Raw genomic sequence first — 19893 nt, 5'->3', positions numbered from 1 at the left:
AATACATTGTCCCGGTTTTTTTAGTTATAAAGTTTTTTGTACTCGCTTTAATACTACTTTTAAATCTAAAATAAAGTTCATCACTTTCTATTCCCAGCTTGGAATTAGTTCCTGTGTTTGCTTAATCGCCTGCCGCAGCTTTCCAGCAGGGATCTGTCCCGGCGCAGACGATTCTACTCCTACACCGAACGTAATAATAGAACCATACGCCCATCCAATAATTCTGCTTAGCCCGCCTATATCTCCCATGGACATAGATACAACCGGCGCCTGTAAAGCATTATCTATTTTTTTAGTTACTTCTAACAAACGAAGAACGTCTGCTTTTTCTTCAGGCATCACAGCAAACTTTACAATATCTGCTCCCAACGCTTCTGCCTTCTTTGCACGTTCTTCTATTTCTGCGTTATCTGGGGTCCTACTAAAATTATGGTAGGACAGGATTATCTGTTTCTTATTGTCTTTAGCAGCCTTGCATACTTCTTTTACATAGACCGCTTCATTCGCTGTCTCATAATCAACCAATTCTACCGTTGTTTTTCTACAAATCTCTTGGATGAGCTGTACTTTTGCTTCTTCATTTAAAGAAATAGCCTCTCCGCCTTCGTTGACAGAACGTATCGTGAATAAAAGAGGGATATCTGTTTTGTGTTTTATTTCTTCTATTAGTTCTACAACAGCATCTGTACTACCTAGATCCGTAAAAAAGTCCGCACGCCATTCAATTAAATCCGGAGATTGCTGGACAACATTCTCCACCTGTTTAAGAACATCCTCTTTTGTTTTTCCAGTCAAAGGTGTACATATATAAGGCGCTTTTTTACCTTCAAAGCTTTTTATTGTCATGTTTATTCACTCCATTTCTTGGTTTTTATAAAGTGATATTTTCACATCTATCTCATATTTATTTCCTGATTAGAACGGGGATTTTTCTTAAAGTACTCCTTCGCTTTCACTAAACAACGGCGGGCAAATTCTTCATACCCTAATAAATCAGCCTGTTCCTTATTTGGCAGCTCAATCGAATATGGAACTGTGGGAATACTATTAATAACCCCTGCTACGTCTATTCCGCCCTCCCCTACATAAGAGCGGCCTTCACGAATAATCCGTACTAACTCATCATGATCTGTCGGAATCTCCCCGGGCGCATCGCAAAGATGAACAAAGCGAAAGAGTTCTTTCGGAACCTTGCTTAAATCTGCTATCGTATCCTGTGCCCGATGAAAGTGGTGAATATCAATCATTAGACCAGCATTATCCTTCTGTGCAGCGTCTAATATATCTAGTGTATCCGCCAAATTGGATATACTTGCAATAGGCACATACTCTAGTTCAACAGTCAAATTATACTGCTTCGCTAAATCGCAGATCTTTGCAAACTGTTCAATGGAATAAGAACGGTCATCTGACCATATACTGCTTAACACATGACGGACACCCAGCTCTGCAGCTATTTCAAATTCAGGTTCATATGTCATTGGATCTATTCCATCAGCAACCCGGGCAAGTTCAATATCCAATACCTCTAAACCTGTTTCCCGCAACGCTCTTTTCGTATCACGCAGCAATGTTTTATTAGATGCTAATGAAAAATCTGGCTCATTTGGCAAACCCATATTTATCGGCCGGAGACTTACAAAATCATAACCTGCTCTGGCTGCCATGTAAGTCATTTCTGGCGGCGGCGTATTGATTACTGATAAATAAGCTAATGAGAATTGTTGTTCCACATCTATACCTCCTTGTAATCATATAGATCAATTAAAGTAAAGCCTTTAGAAAAAATTTATTATGCTTATCTTAAGATCGTTTTATTAGATCGATCTAATAAAATAGTTTAATTTTTGTACGTTTATTGGAATGTAACAAAGCTACACCATACAATATACTATCCATTAGGCTCGAAACACTTACTCTTCTAATAGACTTTTATAATAAAAAATCATAATTAGATCGATCTAATGTAAGCGCTTATATTTATATTACAATATTAATTTTAAATTTTCAATCCATTTTTTAGAATGTATGATGAAAGGATTTTGTTTTCAAAGTATTTAGTTATATTTATTTTATAACCCAATTTCAATATAAACATCATTCCATTCTACTACTTTCTAATCCCCTACTGCCACATAGGGATGTTATTCATTTTTACAATATCCACACTAAGTATGATAGATAACTATGTTCTTTAAATCTTCAAAAAAGCGTTTACAACATTATTTTTATTTGCTATTATAAAACATAACTTGTAGGACATGTTACTGGAAGGGGAAGTAAAGTGCATTTTAATTCAATTGACAGAGAAGATATTGTTACCAATGTATTCAATCAATTAAAAGAACAAATATTGAACGGCAATTGGGAACCTGGCTCAAAGATCCCTTCCGAACCTCAACTCAAAGATATGTTTAATGTAAGCAGAGTAAGTATAAGAAGTGCACTCCAAAGATTAAGAGATATTGGTGCAATCGTAACTTATCAAGGTAAAGGTTCATTTGTAGCGGAAAATATCGGTAAATTTAGTCTCAATGATTTCGGTTTGAATATGCATTTAAGTAAACAAGAATTTCTCGATATGTTAGTTTTTCGTGAAACAATTGAATTTAAATGTATAGAACTAGCTGCTGAAAATGCAAATGAACAAGATATTCAAGAGATTAAACAAGCGTTAGATGAAATGATAAGGCACAAAGATAATTATAAAGAATATACAACAGCAGATTTTCAATTTCATCTTGCTATTGCAAAAGCCTCAAAAAATAAAGTTTTTTATGATGTTTTCCAATCCATTAAGGATTTTTATTATTACTATCTAGAAGAATTAAACAGGGTAATTGGGATCACACCTAAAAGTGTAGATGCACATATTGAATTGTTTCAAGCATTAGAAAATAAAGATGCAAATGCAGCAAAACAAATATTATCTAAAGCAATGCAAACCAATATTAATATTTTGAACAACGAAGGTACATGGGAAAATTAAGTCCTTATTTAGATTAGGACTTAATTTATTACACTAACTTGTTTGACAACTGACAAGTTGAATACATTTTAAGGAGATCTTATTTATGAATGAACTTATAATCCGTGATATTAAAGTTATCTTAACAGCTCCATCTGGAATCGATTTAGTAGTCGTAAAAGTGGAAACAAGCGAACCTGACCTCTATGGATTAGGCTGTGCTACCTTTACCCAAAGAATACATGCCGTAAAAAGTGCCATTGATGATTATTTGAAACCGTTTCTAATTGGAAAAGATCCCCGCCGGATTGAAGACATTTGGCAATCCGCTAACGTTAGTGGATATTGGAGAAATGGTCCAATTATGAATAATGCCTTATCAGGTATAGATATGGCACTTTGGGATATCAAAGGAAAATTAGCCAATCTACCAGTCTATGAACTATTAGGCGGGAAGTGCAGAGACGGCATCCCACTTTATCGACATGCTGATGGTCCCGATGAACTGGCTGTTGAAGAAAGTGTACTAGCATTAATGGAAGAAGGATACCAATATGCGCGCTGCCAAATGGGTATGTATGGAGGCAGCGGAACGACAGACACTAGATTAATTAATACGGTCTATGAAAAATCAAAACGAATAACATCAAAACGTTCACCAAAAAATACGCAACCGGGGCAATACTTCGATCCGGAAGCTTACGCCAAAAGTATTGAAGGATTATTTGATCATTTACGTAACAAGCTCGGTCCAAATATTGAGTTAATCCATGATGTCCATGAGCGTATTTCACCCATTGAAGCTGTGAGACTGGCTAAGAAGCTTGAGCCGTATCACTTGTTTTATCTGGAAGACCCAGTAGCTCCTGAAAACCTTGAATGGTTAAAAATGTTCAGAGAACAAGTCACGACTCCCATTGCTGTTGGTGAATTATTTACAAATATTAATGAGTGGAAGCCCATCATTGCAAACCAACAAATTGACTTCATTCGGTGCCATGTTAGTACCGTTGGTGGCATTACACCAGCAAAAAAAATAGCTGTTTTCAGCGAACTTTACGGAGTGAGAACTGCTTGGCATGGTCCTGGTGATATTTCTCCTGTAGGCGTTGCTGCTAATCTTCATTTAGATACAAGTTCACCTAATTTTGGAATTCAAGAATGGACTTTAATGAATGATGCATTAAAAGAAGTATTTCCTGGTGCCCCAACAGTGGAAGAAGGATTTGCATATCTCAATGATAAACCTGGGTTAGGCATAACCATTAATGAAGAAGAAGCTAAAAAATATCCAGTAAGAGGAGGGATTCCTTCTTGGACATTAGCTAGAACTCCAGATGGGACAGCGGTCAAACCTTAAATACTACAATGATAATTCTTAAGTTCCCGTGGTGGAATATAGGGGTTTTAGGGGGTGAAATTGAATTTCTTTTCAAAAAAAGAGAATCAACTATTGCTGACATTTAAAACAATAAAAAGGAGATTATTATTCTATGAGTCAATTATTTAACCTACAAGATAAGGTTGCTGCTGTAACAGGCGGAACCAGAGGAATTGGTCAATCAATAGCTATCGGTTTAGCAGAGCAGGGTGCAAATATTGCGTTACTTCAACGTTCCACAAAAAATACAGAAACAAAAGAAATCATAGAGAGCCTTGGTGTTACATGCGAAATCATTCCTTGTGACTTAATGCAGTTAGAGCAAGTGAAAGAAGCCATTCCTTTAACAATTGAGCGGATGGGTTCCCTCGATATTCTAGTTAACAGTGGAGGTATTCAACGTCGATCACCAGCCGTAGATTTCCTAGAAGAAGATTGGGATGATGTCATTCAAGTAAATTTAAAGTCCGTATGGTTGCTTTGTCAGCAAGCAGGGAAACATATGATTCCTAAGAAAAGTGGAAAGATTATTAATATTGCTTCCGTAGCTACTTATCAAGGAGGATTATATGTACCGGCTTACGCAGCTTCCAAAGGTGCAATCGGACAGTTAACAAAGTCGCTAGCCAATGAATGGTCCCAACACCACATAAATGTAAACGCTATCGTACCAGGATATATTAGTACTGATATGAACGAAGCCATTATAGATGACCCTGAAAGAAGCAGACAAATTCTTGAAAGGATACCCGCAGGATATTGGGGAACACCTGAGGATTTTAAAGGAGCAGCTGTATTTCTCGCCTCTGATGCAGCAAATTATGTTCATGGTCATTTACTTGCAGTTGATGGAGGCTGGTTAGGAAGATAGAAAATGTTCAAGAAAATACTATTAAAACGATTCCTTTACACGTGAACGGAGGATTAAAAATGAGAAAGTTATTTACCCTCATCATCATGGTTTTAATTATTTTAACTGGTTGCTCATCCATTTCAGATAATAATTCTAGCGAAAGTGACGTCATTGAATTTAATCTTGCATTAGAAAACGCGGAAAACACGAACTATTATCAAGGAGCTAAAAAAATGGCGGAAGAGGTAGCTCTGGCAACAGATAATCAAATTCAGATCAATATCCATGCAGGAGGTACTTTAGGAGGAGAAAGAGACACCGTGGAACAAACCCTAATGGGGGATTTAGATATGGCTATGGTCAGCAACTCCGTTCTCTCCAATTTCATTCCAGAAATGAACATCCTGGACAGAGCTTTTCTTTTTGATAATGCGGAACAAGCTCATACAGCAGTTGATGGGCCTGTTGGTGATTTGATTGAAGAGGAAGCGGAAAATATTGGCCTCAAAGTCGTAGGATATATGGAGTCTGGATATCGTAATATATTCGCTAACCGACCCATCACCTCTGTAGAAGATTTTCAAGGGTTAAAAATTAGAACAATGCAAAATCAATATCATATGGCTGCTTTTGAATCGTTCGGTGCAATTCCTTTATCACTGGCAGCGAGTGAACAATTTACAGCACTCCAACAAGGGACTGTAGATGCATTAGAAAACGCTGTTTCCAATGCACTGGCTGGCGGTTATTACGAAATTGCTAAAGACATCACTACTATTGATTATGCTTACGTTTTTATATTAGTTACCATGTCCGAAGAATCTTGGGAACAAATTCCAGAACATCTTCAAGAACCCTTTTTGGAAGGTGTGAAAAAAGGGTATGAAGCACAAAGGCAATATTTACTTGAAGCGAATCAGGAAGCTGTTGAAGAATTAGAAAACTTAGGTGTAACCTTTCACGAAATAGATCAAAGTGAACTACGTGATAGATATCAAAGTATAGAAGCTGAAAAAGGATTCGAATTTGATCCAAAATGGCAAGAAGCAGTTGATGAAGTCATTGGAAGTACAAACTCAACAGAATAGAGTAAGGAGGAAAAGCTATGAAAAATAAGATTATTTCTACTTTAGATAAAGTAGAAAAAGGGACATTAGTTATTGTTTTCATCACAATGGTTATCGCCATATTCATTCAGGTCATTAACCGTAACTGGCTGTACCTACCACTCTCATGGCTAGAAGAATTAGCTGTCTACTGTATGGTTTACATGGTTCTATTAGGAACAGAACTAGGTTTAAGAGATGACACCCAAGTTAGAATGACCTTAATCTTAGACAAGCTTTCAGATAAAGCAAAAAGCGTAATTAATATTATTGTAAAGTTATTTGTTGTTTTCTTTGCAATCTTAACTTTTTTCGCTTCTATCAATATATTAGGAATGCAAATTCAAACGTTGCAAACATCTGCTGCATTGAATCTTCCGATGTTAATTCCTTACTCGGCTTTTGCCATTAGTTTTGCGATTATTATCATTGTTCAAACAACAAGTCTATTTAAAATGATTATAAACTTTAATAACCACAATTACAGCTGAAAGGAGTGAGTGAATATGACACTTCTGATTCTCATAAGTAGTTTTATCATACTTTTGATTCTTAGTGTTCCGATTGGATTTTCTTTAGCTTTGGCATCCGTCTTAGCCATCATTTTAAGTCCGGAAGTTACCGTTTCTTTTTCCATTGTTATACAAAGACTTTTTAGTGGTCTATCTCAAACATCTATCATGGCAATTCCCTTCTTTGTCTTAGCAGGAAATATTATGACGCAGGGAGGAATTTCAAAGTCCCTGGTTGAACTTGCTAATGCCGTAGTAGGTAAAATTCGTGGTGGTATAGCGCAAACACTTGTTATTTCATCGGCTTTATTCGCGTCTCTCTCAGGATCAGGTCCTGCTACCGTACTAGCTATCGGATCAACCTTATATAAAGATATGGTTGCAGATGGTTATCCCCCTAAAAGAGTAGCCGGGCTTCTGTCCGTAGCAGGAGGTTTAGGACCAATTATACCACCAAGTATTATTATGGTTGTAATTGGGACGTTAACAGGAGCATCTATTGGGGATTTATTTATTTCCGGTATAGCCATAGGTATCTTAATGGTTTTAATTTTAATGGTGACCGTATTTATATATGCGAAAAAAGAAAATTGGCCAAAAGCGAAAGTTACTGTCCCCATTAAAAACTTTCCCAAAGTATTTATCAAAGCAATACCAGCATTAATGCTTCCTATTATTATTTTAGGAGGAATTTATCTCGGAATCATGACGCCTACCGAATCTTCAGCAATGGCCGTAGTTTGGGGAGTAATTGCAAGTGTATTTATTTATAAAAAAATAAAATTACGTGATTTAGTTCCTATTATTATCGAATCTGGAAAAAGTACAGCTATGATTCTCTTTATTGTAGCAGCTTCCACCCTATTTTCTTGGATTATCTCTTATACAGGTGTATCACAACAGCTCGTCAATTTTATTTCAGGTATGGATTTAAGTGCTACGATGTTTATTTTACTCACAGCTATCATATTCCTACTTTTTGGTATGTTTATCGAAGGCATTGGAGTCGCCGTTTTACTATTACCTTTATTATGGCCAATGGCTCAAAGTCTAGGAGTAGACGTTATTCATTTTGGAATTGTCGTTTCTATTTCCATTGTTTTAGGTACAATGACTCCACCTGTTGCAATTAATATTTTCTCAGCATCAAGTTTAACTAAATTAAAGATGGGATCAATTATTAAAGGTCAGCTGCCTTTTTTCATTGCATATCTTATTATTTTCGCCTTAATCATTTTTTTCCCATTCTTAAGCACCTTTTTAATTAAATAATATTGTATTAGAAAAAGAATACATTTAAAATACTATTAATAGTTATTCTTACTTAAGCTTATTTTTATTAGCATAAATATCATTACTATTTATATGGAAATAATTATCGAATAAAAATGATGTTTCATTGATATGCTAAGCAGCTTAATATTGGGAATGTAAAAAAGCGCAGCCTGCACAGGTGCGCTTTTTCCTTCATCTATTAAAGGTGACGGTTTCTTTTCTCTCATCTATAAAAACCAAAGCTGCCGCTCCCACAATCCCTGCATCATTTTTCAATTCGGCAATGGCGACTTCTAAAGGATGAAACAACAAATCTTTTAAATGCTTGTTAAGGTCATCCATCCAATATCCTGCAGAATGAGAAACTCCGCCACCTAGTATAAGCACTTCCATATCAAAAGCAGCTTGCAAAGAACTGATGCTTAATGCTAAATCATATGTAAAATCATTAATAATTTCTTGTGCCGCCATACTCTGTTCTTTCATTTGCATCAGTTCCAGTGGAGTAACACTTAAACCAGCTTCCCGTATTCTTCTTTCAATAGAATGACCAGATACATATTGCTCCTGACAGCCTCTTCTGCCGCAATTACATTCATGCCCTTCCGGATATAAAATCATATGTCCAAATTCACCAACCGCACCATGAGGGCCATACAAAATTTTATTATCTATCACAACTCCGCCGCCTACACCAGTTCCAAGCGTCAGCATGAGCGCACTCTTGTAATTTTTTGCAGATCCATGATTAACTTCTGCCAAGGTAGCAACGTTTGCATCATTTTCAACAATAACGGATAAATGAAATTTACTTTCTAATTGCTTTTTCACCTCGGTACCGCTCCATCCAGGAAGATTTTCACTAGCGAATATGATTCTTCCCTTTTCTCTGTCCACAAATCCTGGAGTGCCTATCCCAATTGCTTTCACCCCTGAATGCTTGCTCATTACCGTTTCAATTGCAGCTTCTAAGCTTTCATAAACAGGCTCTTTTGTTGGGAAGACAAATTTCTCTTTGATTATTCCGGCTTGCTCAAATACACCGATCTTTATACTTGTTCCTCCCAGATCAACACCCAATACCGCCACTTTACTTACCTCTCTTCTCCTGATTCACCTTTATATTAAGATATTTCTTATATCATCCACTTTGTTTTTTTCAATTCTTTCCTCAAAAGATTCGTTCTTTCTAACTCCACTGCCAAAATGATATTCACCTGCTTGAACTGCTGCATGTAAAGTTTGTATATTATCCGGTTTTAACCCGCTTCCAGGTAAAATACGAGGACCTTGCAATTTATGCTGCAACTGGACGAGTCTATCGAGAGACTCCTTTCCTTCCAGACAAGTATTGGCACCGCCTGAAGTTAAGATTCTTTTTATATTCTTTGAATAAGCTGTTAAAGCCTCATAGGCCTCTGTTTGATCTCTCACCTCATCAAACGCGCGATGAAAAGTAATATCTAATGAAGGAAATTCTTCAAATAACTCATCCAGAAAATCCGTATCGATTGTTTTATTTTCCTTCAATGCTCCGATCACAATTCGATGATGTCCCATTTCATTTAATAAAGAAATATCCTTCTTCATTACCTCTTTATCTTCTGAACGATAAACAAATCCATAACTATGCGGTCTAATCATTACTTGTACAGGGATTTGAACACTGTCGATCACCGTTTTAACCGTTCCATACGTAGGGGTCAGACCGCCTAATTGAATGGCTGAAACCAATTCTAATCGTGTCACCCCATGTTTTTCAGCATCCTTTGCATCTCCTGCATTTTGAACAATACATTCAATCATCCCAAAGCTCCTCTCGTTGAACAATTAATTCATAAAGCAATTTCGTCCCAAATCCAGAAGCCTCCAGCTTCGTAGATGGGAAAATTTTTGACGTATTGGCCATATCAATATGAATCCATTTTGTGCCTTCTTTTACAAAATGCTCAATAAATAATGCTGCCGTAATGGAACCTGCAAATGGATGATTACTCATATTCGAGATATCAGCAACCTCACTATTTAAATAACGCTTATAATCTTTTTCCAGCGGCATTGGCCAAACACTATCTCCACTTTTTTGTCCATACTTATATAATTTTGTAGATAGCTTGATATCATTACTATATATAGCTGCAGTCTTCAGCCCTAAGGCTTGTCCCACATTACCTGTTAACGTCGCAATATCTATCATTCGATCTATTCCAAGTTGCTGGGCATACAAAATCGCATCAGCGATTACCAGCCTGCCTTCCGCATCTGTATTTCCTACTTCTACCGTCGTGCCATCTCTATATTGAATCACATCAGAAGGCAAGTAAGCGTTGGCTCCACTAACATTGACTGCCATCGGTAAAATTGCTTTAACATGACATGCGGTATTCCTATCTGCCAATAGCTTCATCGCTCCAATGACCGCTGCAGCGCCGCCAAGATCCATTTTCATTTCTGCGATCACGCTCCCCGTCTTTACATTTACCCCTCCTGAATCGAAGGTAATTCCTTTACCAATTAAGGCAACAGGATCCTCACCAGAATTCTTTAGGGTTAATATAGCTACACATGGGGCGTATTCGCTCCCTTTTCCTACTGTTTCAATAGCATAAAATTCTTTTTCTTTTAAATCTTTGCTTTGAATAATTTCCACTTCGACATCGGTTGGATCAAATAATTGCGTTAAATAATCAGCAAAACGTGTTGGATATAACTTATTAGCCGGTTCATTACATATATCACGTGCAACATGCACAGCTGCTGCGGCTTTCTGTGCATTTATCGAAATATTTTCAAATGGTTTTGGCAGCTTTAAAGACACTTCTTTTCTATCCTTACTAGAAAGATAACGGTCAAAATGGTAACCTGCTTTATAAAAACCTTCCAAAAAAGCCGGCATATTTATTTTTTCACAGTTATTCCCGTCGATTTCTACATGAGCTATATGATTCTTCTCAACGAACGTATAGCACATGCTTCCAAGCTTTTCCCATTCCCGTTCATCCTGCAATTCATCTGGTTGTGCGTAACAAACATAAATGGAATCAATATGTTCAGCATAATCTTGAAATATCTCGCCAAACTTACATATGCTTCGATTCTGCAGTTGAATTGGTAGTTCTTTTTGATGTTTATAGAATATTAATTTTGCTTTCATGCCTACCTCCTACTTATTCATATAAATGACAAGCAACCGTATGCTCTTCTTCTATATTTCGATTCTCTGGAACCTTTTGCTTACAAATGTCCATTGCAAACGGGCAACGTGTATGAAATTTACATCCCTTTGGCGGATTTGATGCACTTGGAATTTCCCCTTTAAGGGTAATTCTTTCTTTTTTTGATTCACCTAATTGAGGTACAGCAGAGAGTAACGACTGTGTATAAGGATGCTTTGGATCTTTAAACAATTGCTCTTTCGTAGCTATTTCTACTAGGTTCCCGAGATACATCACCCCAATCCGGTCACTAATATGTTCTACGACACTTAAATCATGAGATATGAATAAATAAGTTAGATTAAATTCTTCCTGTAAATCTACTAGAAGATTTAATACTTGTGATTGAATAGAAACATCTAATGCTGACACTGCTTCATCAGCTATAATCAATTCCGGATTTAATATCAAAGATCTTGCAATACTTATTCGCTGTCGTTGGCCCCCACTAAATTCATGAGGGTACTTATTCCAGTGATAATGGCTGATACCGCATATTTCCAATAATTTCTTTGCTTTTTCTTGCTTTTCTGATTTAGACATATTAGGGTAGTGTACTTCTAATGGTTCCATCACAATATCTTTTATTTTCATTCTTGGGCTCAATGAAGCGAAAGGATCTTGGAAAATCATCTGCATTCTTTTACGATAATCTTTCCATTTTCTATCAGGGATATCTGCTAAATTCTCCCCATCAAAAATAATTTCTCCTTCATTCGCTTTGATCAAACCATTTATTAATCTTCCTGTTGTAGACTTTCCACAACCAGACTCTCCTACAAGTCCAAAAGTCTCTCCTTTTTGAATGGAGAAATTTAAATCATCTACTGCTCGAACCACTTTTTTCTCTTTAAACCATTGCTTCCCTAATGGAAATTGTTTTGTTAATGACTTAACTTCTATAAGAGAACCCTTATTCATAAGCTTCCTCCTTCCTCTCAACTTCCAACCAGCAACGTGATTTCCCATTAGTTGTCTCAAGAAGGTCCGGCTCTTTTTCCCAACATATATCCATAGCAAATTCACATCTCGGAGCGAATTTACAACCTTTAGGCATATTACTAGGATTCGGCACTGTGCCAGAAATAGAAAATAATTTTTTCCTATTAGCTCCTATTTTAGGAATAGATTTAACTAATCCTTTTGTATAAGGATGGGATGCTTCTTCAAAAAGTTTTTCTACAGGAAGTTCTTCAACGATTCTTCCCGCATACATGACGATCACTCGATCACATATTTCGGAAACTACTCCTAGATCATGCGTTATAAACAAAATTCCCATGTTTGATGATCTTTGAATATCTTTAAGTAAGTCTAGAATTTGTGCTTGAATCGTTACGTCTAAAGCTGTCGTTGGTTCATCAGCAATCAATAGAGAAGGGTGACATGAAATTTGCATGGCTATCATAACCCGCTGAAGCATCCCTCCTGATAGTTCATGTGGATATCCTTTCATGATGTCTTCCGCTCGAGGAATCCCAACAGACTCTAACATAGATATAGCATGTTGTTCTGCTTTACTCTTCGAATATTTCAGATGCAGCATGATAATTTCTACCATTTGTTTTCCAATCTTAACCACTGGATTCAAGGAAGTCATCGGTTCCTGAAATATCATAGATAATTCTTTCCCACGATATTTACGCATTGCTCCTTCTTTTAGTGAGAGAAGATCAGTCCCTTTATAATTAACTTCTCCAGCCACTACTTCCCCATGTGTGCCATGTAAAAGCTGCATAATAGATAATGAAGTGACACTTTTACCACTTCCTGATTCTCCAACTAAACCAACTATTTCTCCTTCGTTAACCTCCAAGTCAATTCCGTGAAGGATTTTTTGAACCTTTCCTTCCTTACTAAAACCTGTTTGTAAATTAGAAACTTGTAAAAGCTTCTCCATAATGATCCCTTCTTTCTAATCTCTTGTTTTTGGATCTAATATATCTCGAAGGCCATCTCCCAGAATATTAAAGGCAAGAACAGTTAAGAAAATCATTAGTCCAGGGAAGAAAACAATATGAAAAGAACTCCCTATATAATCTCGTCCCATACTTAGCATTGCTCCCCAATCTGGTGATGCCAGTTCCGCTCCAAGACCAAGAAAACTTAAACTAGCAGCAGAAAGAATGGCTGTTCCAACAGTCATTGTAAAATAAACAATAATAACTGGTATTGTTTCTGGAAATATATGTTTAAAAATAATTCTGCTTTTACTGGACCCCATCGATTTTGCCGACTCAACAAATAACATTTCTTTTACTTCAAGTGTCGAGCTTCGTACAATTCTAGCAAATGAGGGAACACTGAAAAACGCAATTGCTATTATCACATTTTGCAGACCAGGACCTAAAATAGCAACAATCCCAATTGCTAGAATCAAATCCGGAAAAGCAAATAGAATATCACAGAATCGCATTATTATCTTATCTACCCATTTCCCAAAAAAACCACTTGCAAGACCTAATACTGTTCCTACCACCGCTCCGATTAATACCGCAGAGACACTAACAGTTAGTGCAATACGAGTACCTGCTATTACTCTGGATAAAATATCTCTCCCATATTCATCCGTACCAAATACATGTGGCCAGGACGGAGAATTTAAAAGATTACCGTAATCCGGCTCCGCGTAATCAAAAGGAGTAATATACGGTCCTACTGCCACCAAAATAAAAAGTAAGATGACAAAGTAAAAAGAATATAGGGCTGGCTTTTTTCTTCTAAGTAATTTCCAAAACTCCCGAAAACGGTTATCAGACTTTTTTACGTCAACTAAATCATTCATCTGCATCTCAGAGTGTTTACTTTCCATTTGAGACACCTCCCTCGCACATCAAGTTATTCATATCGAATTTTCGGATTAAAAAAGCTATAAAGTATATCTACCAACAGGTTGACTAATATAAACTGAACAGAGAAAAATAAAATTAACGATTGAACCACTGGATAATCTCTATAGCTTATCGAATCAATCAACAGTTGACCCAGACCTGGAAAACTAAATACCGTTTCCACTACGACAGATCCTCCCAACAAGAACCCAAATTGTAAACCTGCTACGGTAATAACAGGAATCAATGAATTTTTTAGGGCATGACCGTATATAATACTTTGACTACTTAAACCTTTTGAACGTCCGGTTCTGATATAATCCTGCTTCAATGTATGAACAAGTGAAGAACGAGTAAATCTGGCAATCATCGCCATAATCCCGGCTCCAAGTGCAAACGAAGGTAAAATATAGCTTTTCCAACCATCATTTATACCACCTGTTGGAAACCATCCTAATTGAACAGCAAACAGTTGAATACAGACAAGTCCTAACCAAAAGTTAGGTAATGATATTCCTGAAACAGCTGTTAACATTCCTAAACGATCTGGCAAGCGATCTCTAAAGACAGCCGATATAATACCGAGTAGTATTCCAATAACTAATGCCCATAAAATACTTAAAAAAGTAAGAATAAGAGTTGGACCAATTCTATCTGAAATCAAATCAATTACTGGTACCCCTGAACGGTAAGATTCTCCTAAATCCAACTGTAATAAAGACGTTAAATATGTAAAATATTGTGTGATGATAGGATCATTTAAACCTAATACATCCCGTGCCCGTTCAATTTCTTCTAAACTGGCATCTTGCCCCGCCATTAGTCTGGCTGGATCTCCAGGAATAAAATGAATAAACATGAAAACAAAAAAAGAAATAACTAATAATAAAGGTATTAATGTTAATAACCTTTTAATTGTGAATTGCAGCATGGTAAGCACCTACCTATAAAAGGGTGAGGCTGTTTCCAGCCTCACAATTTTTTATTGTACATTTGCATCTCGAATACTTACAGAACCATCAGGTAACACATATACTCCTTCAAGTGAAGAAACATGTCCTGATAAAATTGTATCGCTTCCTAGAAAAATCCATGGGACATCTTCATAAACGGTTTCTTGAATGTCTGCATATATTTCTTCTTGACGATCTGCATCACTTGTTTGAACCGCTTCATCAATCCAATCGGATACTTCCTGATTGTCATAATATGCTGTGTTTGCACCTGCTGGCGGTTGGAATTCGTTATGGAATAATGAACGCAACGCCCCATCAGCATCTCCTGAAGAAGGAGACCAGCTTACATACCACATTTGTAAATCCGTTTCCTCTGGTGTCTCTGGAGTATAAATGGCATCATTTAAAGTAGCTTCTTCCATAGAGCGAACTTCTAAATCAATCCCAATTTGAGCTAATTGTTGTTCAATAAATTGCATTCCCGTACTTGTTTCAGAAGCTGTATTGCCCCATATTTCTGCAGAAAAGCCATCTTCATAGCCCGCTTCTGCCATCAAAGCTTGAGCTTCTTCAAGATCGGTCGCATGTAAATCTTGTTCAGCATAATATTGTGTTTGAGAAGACATAACTGAACTTAAAGGATCACCATAGCCATTTCTAACAACTGTTAAAAAAGCTTCTTGATCAATTGCATGGTTCATTGCTTGACGTACTCTAACATCATCAAACGGTTCTTTTTGCGTATTAATGGAAACATATCTTGCAATAGTAGACGGTGTTTCTTCAATTATAATACTATCCTCATTCTCTAATTCTTCCATATTATTGTGAGGGACTGGATAAATGAAATCAGCTTCTCCTGTCTGCAACATAGCTACACGTGAACCATTTTCTGGTACTGGCCTGAAAGTAACTTGCTCTACATTTGTATCTAAATCTCCCCAGTAATCCTCATACTTACTAACCACCATGGAATTTCCTTGATTCCATTCTTCAAATTGAAATGCTCCTGTCCCAACAGGGTTTGAGGCAAATCCCTCTGAATCTTCCTCAAATGCTGCAGGGCTTCCCATGAGAATCATCGCGAATTTATTTAACATTGGGCTATATGGCTCTGATAATATAAATTTAATTTCATACTCACCTAAGATCTCAATTTCATCAACATATCTAGCATTATTGCTCGCTCTTAATTCTTCATCCATGATTCGATCAAAGTTTGCTTCTACTGCTTCGGCATTAAATGGTTCTCCATCGTGAAAAGTAACATCTTCACGTAACTGGAATATAAATTCAGTAGAATCTTCATTCACTTCATAGTCTTCTGCAAGAACAGGTTCCAATTCCATATTTTCATTAAATCCCAGTAAGCCTTCATACATGGATCTAGTTCCAAAAATGGAAACCGTATCTCCTACATCGTGAGGATCAAGAGAAATAAAATCCTGTTCAATAGCTATATTAATATTTTCAGGATCTGCACTGTTACCTGAACTACTTCCCTCAGATTCGTTATCATCTGAACTACACGCAACTAATACGATAGATAGCATTAACATTCCCAATATCCATTTCATCTTCTTCAATGTAAATCCCCCTATAAGATAATTTTAGTCTCTCCTACTGTCTCTCCAGCATCACTAAGTATTTCAGTAGAACGTAAATCATATAGATCACTAATTGTTTTTTTATTTTGATAATTTATTTTTTTAAGAATTTCAGCAATAATTAAAGGCCAAAGTAATTCCGTACCACTTGCTACTTTTAAAGCAATACTGATCTTTTCCTCTTTTAAAGCTAAGCAATAAACTCCTTGTGCCCCTCCTTTCGCAATGATATTTTTATCTTTTAACAATACAGTGCATACAAAATCATGAGATGCAATTATCTCCGGATTCGCCTGCATTGTGTTAAAAATACGTTTTAAAATAGTCTCTTTTTCCTTACTTAAAGCCATTTCCGGGCTTACAAATTTCAGATAAGATAGTGCCATATTTCTTAATGGAACACCGTATACCGGTACGCCGCAACCATCTTTCCCCTGGCTCATTTTTTCTTTTGGATACTCGCTTAAAATCTCCAATTCTTCTCTTATGCGCTCTTGAAGCGGATGCTCAAAATCGCCATATCCTTCTGTACTTAATCCCTTTTCTCTTGCATAAGCTAAGAATCCAAGATGTTTACCTGCACAATTGTGCATCAATCTTCTTTTCTTTTTACCTTCACAAATATATTTGATTTTGGGGTTCTCATTTAATGGATAGCTTTCACCACAAATTAATGATTTTTCCTCAAACTTCATTTTATTTATTAATGATTCCAAACTTTCTTGATGATAGTTTTCTCCTCGTTGTGATGCACAGAATAACGCCATTTCAGCACTGCTAATTTGATATTTTTCTTGAATATCTGTATCAAATACAGGTATTGCTTGAATCGGTTTCATAGCAGAACGATAGAATATTGGAGTTTGTTCGACCTCTCCCTTTGAATAAATAATTTCTTTATCTTTATTCAAAATACAAATATAGCCTTCATGCTTATTTTCCAAACTCCCTCCCCTGTATTCTTCAGCAATAATTTCACTCATATTTTTTCACCTTCTAAAAATTCCATATTTTCCATAAAATATCGTTTCATTTGTATTGCAGATCCCAAAATGACACCCTCATCTTTTGTTTCTGTGATTTTAACTTCAAAAGAATCTTTCGCAGGGCCCCAAATTTCAGATGAATATTCTTTAAACAACTCTTCTTGAATGTAAGGATAATTCTCTATAAGTGTTCCTGATAGAATAACCATATCTGGATTAAAAGAGCATACTGTATTATTAATTGCTATAGATGCATATTTAATAGCTCTAGAAATAAGATCTTTCGCCCAAACAGCTCCATTTTCCATTTCTCGAATCAATTCTTTCACACTATCTATCTTTTTTATTTTAGCTGCTTCATTCAATAGAAATGGTTCCGCAATATATGTCTGTAAACATCCAAAATTACCACAAGGACAATATGTACCATTGGGGTCTACAATCGTATGTCCAATTTCACCAGCGAAGTTTGATGTACCTCTACTAATTTCACCATGACTAATTAATGCTGAACCAACACCGCTCCCAAAACCTAGTATGATTAAATGATTGACACTATCTTCACAGAACTTGTATTCCGAAAGGGCTTTCATCTTTAATTCATTATCTACTTGAATTGCTATATTCAGTTGTTCTTGAAGTACATCTTTCAGTGGATAATCCTTCCATTGTAACTGGACTGAAAAGTTAACAATTCCTTGGTTTGGTTCAATAATTCCTGGCATACCTACACATAGTCCTAAGATATGATTATTTGTTAAATGAAACTTCTGCTTTAACTCGTCTACTTCTTCTTTTATTTTTTGGACTACGATATCAGGATGTGAGTTTTGTAAGTCTATGGTTTTCTTATAAATAAGCTCTTCATTAAAATTCATTAAGCCTAATCTAAAGTATGAGCCATCTAATTCTATTCCAATAAAATAGATACCATTTTTGTTTAAAGCAAAATAGTTTGCTTTTCTGCCAACATTACGCTGATTAATAGACACCTCCTCAATTAAATTTATTCTGTTTAATAAAGCTACAATACGCGAAGCAGAGGTCGGGCTCATTTTCATTTTCTTAGCAATTTCTGCACGAGATATCGGTCCATCATCAGATATCATTTTAAGCACGAGTCTTAGGTTTTCTTTTTTTAAAAAATCTTGATTTTTTATTTCCATATAACACACCTTATTCACATCATAGTATTAATTAATCCTAATAATTACCATATTTTATTAATTTCCAAAAAATTAAGCAAAAAAACTAATTATTTTCTCCAGTGATGTTATTAATTAGATTAAATTAAGTATGCAGATTTGTCAAATTATTTTTAATTCACGGAAACCCAATGAATAACCAGTGAGTAAGATAAATACCTTTATTTTATTTCAATAAAAAGAGCCTTTTCGATTGAAAAGGCCCAAACGATATATAATTTCTTTTTAAAAAAGGTACTGTATAATCTCATATGAACTTTAAATGCTCTCCCGCCTAAATAAATTTATTTTTGCTCTTTATTTTGAGGCGGGAGTTTTACGGGCAGTTCTCCGTGATAAATAAGATCAAAACACTGAAAACTATTTAAAGCCCTCCAAATAACTAATTTCTCTCTACCTCCTATTCCTTCCCTCTCTCTCCATCACCACCATATAATGATGCTCTTCATGAATTCTCAAAAGCTTCACCACCTGCACAATATTCGGGTACTTTGGAACAGGATCTGGATACTTTATCCAGTAGCATTCTTTTTGTGTCAGGTGGTCTACAGAATGCTTCATCTTTTCCGTCTCTTCTTCCAGCAACTCCCGAAGTTCTATAAGCGTATAATCCCGCTTCATCTTCGGCTTTAAAATAAAAGGTGCTTTCATCGTCTTCCCACGGTATATATTTGGCATCTCATCAATATACCGTTTTATCTTTGGTCGGCGGAGCCTCATATAAACACGAGCTACCGGTACGTAATAAGCTGTGGTAACCCGTGTGAGCTTCAATAGTAAATAACAATGATAAATCGACTCTGCAACACTCCATTTGTCCGGAACTGCTCGGGTATGAATTGAGGAGTTGAAAATTTCCGTATCAAAATAGTTATCTCGTACGGTCTGGATTTCTTCAAACAGTGGAGAAAGTTCTTTATACATGGCTATCACCTGATTAGAGTTATTTTGTTCATTCCGAAAACAAGTTACTTCTCACTCTATCATAATATCCATGT

General features: G+C 36.2%; 19 protein-coding genes. 6 read left to right on the top strand and 13 right to left on the bottom strand.

Annotated features, from left to right (window positions below; genetic code table 11):
- Window positions 1-87: 87 nt before the first annotated feature.
- Both aroD and BN986_RS01755 read right to left on the bottom strand, forming a co-directional pair.
- A complete protein-coding gene (gene aroD / locus BN986_RS01760; RefSeq protein ID WP_040977925.1) occupies window positions 88-846 on the bottom strand; it encodes a type I 3-dehydroquinate dehydratase in 759 nt (252 codons plus the stop codon).
- A 47-nt stretch (window positions 847-893) separates the two neighbouring features.
- On the bottom strand, window positions 894-1733 hold the full coding sequence (locus BN986_RS01755) for a sugar phosphate isomerase/epimerase family protein (RefSeq protein WP_040977924.1): 840 nt from the start codon (window positions 1731-1733) through the stop codon (window positions 894-896).
- Between the two features lie 551 nt (window positions 1734-2284).
- On the opposite strand from BN986_RS01755, the gene BN986_RS01750 reads away from it, so the two are divergent.
- From BN986_RS01750 to BN986_RS01725, 6 genes are all read left to right on the top strand, one after another.
- A complete protein-coding gene (locus tag BN986_RS01750; RefSeq protein WP_040977923.1) occupies window positions 2285-2989 on the top strand; it encodes a FadR/GntR family transcriptional regulator in 705 nt (234 codons plus the stop codon).
- 85 nt (window positions 2990-3074) lie between these two features.
- The gene (locus BN986_RS01745; RefSeq protein WP_040977922.1) at window positions 3075-4328 is read left to right on the top strand and encodes an enolase C-terminal domain-like protein; all 1254 of its coding nucleotides are present in this window, start codon (window positions 3075-3077) and stop codon (window positions 4326-4328) included.
- A 133-nt stretch (window positions 4329-4461) separates the two neighbouring features.
- Window positions 4462-5220: a glucose 1-dehydrogenase gene (locus BN986_RS01740; protein WP_040977921.1), complete on the top strand. Its 759-nt coding sequence runs from the start codon at window positions 4462-4464 to the stop codon at window positions 5218-5220.
- Window positions 5221-5279: 59 nt separating this feature from the next.
- The gene (locus tag BN986_RS01735; RefSeq protein WP_040977920.1) at window positions 5280-6290 is read left to right on the top strand and encodes a TRAP transporter substrate-binding protein; all 1011 of its coding nucleotides are present in this window, start codon (window positions 5280-5282) and stop codon (window positions 6288-6290) included.
- Between the two features lie 17 nt (window positions 6291-6307).
- Entirely contained in the window at window positions 6308-6799 is a 492-nt protein-coding gene (locus BN986_RS01730; protein WP_040977919.1) for a TRAP transporter small permease, read from the top strand.
- Between the two features lie 15 nt (window positions 6800-6814).
- Complete coding sequence (locus BN986_RS01725; RefSeq protein WP_040977918.1) at window positions 6815-8092, top strand: TRAP transporter large permease; 1278 nt, start codon at window positions 6815-6817, stop codon at window positions 8090-8092.
- A gap of 195 nt (window positions 8093-8287) precedes the next feature.
- On the opposite strand, the gene BN986_RS01720 is transcribed toward BN986_RS01725, so the two are convergent.
- The 11 genes from BN986_RS01720 to BN986_RS01670 all read right to left on the bottom strand — a co-directional run bounded on the left by BN986_RS01720 (window position 8288) and on the right by BN986_RS01670 (window position 19819).
- A complete protein-coding gene (locus BN986_RS01720; RefSeq protein WP_040977917.1) occupies window positions 8288-9184 on the bottom strand; it encodes an ROK family protein in 897 nt (298 codons plus the stop codon).
- Between the two features lie 30 nt (window positions 9185-9214).
- Entirely contained in the window at window positions 9215-9901 is a 687-nt protein-coding gene (locus tag BN986_RS01715; protein ID WP_040977916.1) for a copper homeostasis protein CutC, read from the bottom strand.
- A complete protein-coding gene (locus tag BN986_RS25620) occupies window positions 9894-11249 on the bottom strand; it encodes a M17 family metallopeptidase (protein ID WP_052400575.1) in 1356 nt (451 codons plus the stop codon). The genes BN986_RS01715 and BN986_RS25620 overlap by 8 nt, the downstream gene beginning before the upstream one ends.
- Window positions 11250-11262: 13 nt before the next feature.
- On the bottom strand, window positions 11263-12231 hold the full coding sequence (locus tag BN986_RS01705) for an ABC transporter ATP-binding protein (RefSeq protein WP_040977915.1): 969 nt from the start codon (window positions 12229-12231) through the stop codon (window positions 11263-11265).
- A complete protein-coding gene (locus BN986_RS01700; RefSeq protein ID WP_040977914.1) occupies window positions 12224-13210 on the bottom strand; it encodes an ABC transporter ATP-binding protein in 987 nt (328 codons plus the stop codon). Before BN986_RS01700 ends, BN986_RS01705 begins: the two co-directional genes overlap by 8 nt.
- A gap of 15 nt (window positions 13211-13225) precedes the next feature.
- Window positions 13226-14122: an ABC transporter permease gene (locus BN986_RS01695; RefSeq protein WP_040977913.1), complete on the bottom strand. Its 897-nt coding sequence runs from the start codon at window positions 14120-14122 to the stop codon at window positions 13226-13228.
- Between the two features lie 26 nt (window positions 14123-14148).
- Complete coding sequence (gene nikB, locus BN986_RS01690) at window positions 14149-15072, bottom strand: nickel ABC transporter permease (protein WP_040977912.1); 924 nt, start codon at window positions 15070-15072, stop codon at window positions 14149-14151.
- A gap of 51 nt (window positions 15073-15123) precedes the next feature.
- A complete protein-coding gene (locus BN986_RS01685; RefSeq protein WP_081922143.1) occupies window positions 15124-16674 on the bottom strand; it encodes a glutathione ABC transporter substrate-binding protein in 1551 nt (516 codons plus the stop codon).
- Window positions 16675-16694: 20 nt separating this feature from the next.
- A complete protein-coding gene (locus tag BN986_RS01680) occupies window positions 16695-17687 on the bottom strand; it encodes an asparaginase (protein WP_040977910.1) in 993 nt (330 codons plus the stop codon).
- A complete protein-coding gene (locus tag BN986_RS01675) occupies window positions 17684-18856 on the bottom strand; it encodes an ROK family transcriptional regulator (RefSeq protein ID WP_052400574.1) in 1173 nt (390 codons plus the stop codon). Before BN986_RS01675 ends, BN986_RS01680 begins: the two co-directional genes overlap by 4 nt.
- A 432-nt stretch (window positions 18857-19288) precedes the next feature.
- The gene (locus tag BN986_RS01670) at window positions 19289-19819 is read right to left on the bottom strand and encodes a hypothetical protein (protein WP_040977909.1); all 531 of its coding nucleotides are present in this window, start codon (window positions 19817-19819) and stop codon (window positions 19289-19291) included.
- Between the last annotated feature and the right edge of the window lie 74 nt (window positions 19820-19893).

This window comes from Oceanobacillus jeddahensis, assembly GCF_000750635.1.
In the GTDB taxonomy this organism is placed as follows: domain Bacteria; phylum Bacillota; class Bacilli; order Bacillales; family Amphibacillaceae; genus Oceanobacillus; species Oceanobacillus jeddahense.
Note: the sequence above shows the minus strand (reverse complement) of the source record. Positions and strands in the feature narration are given on the sequence as shown.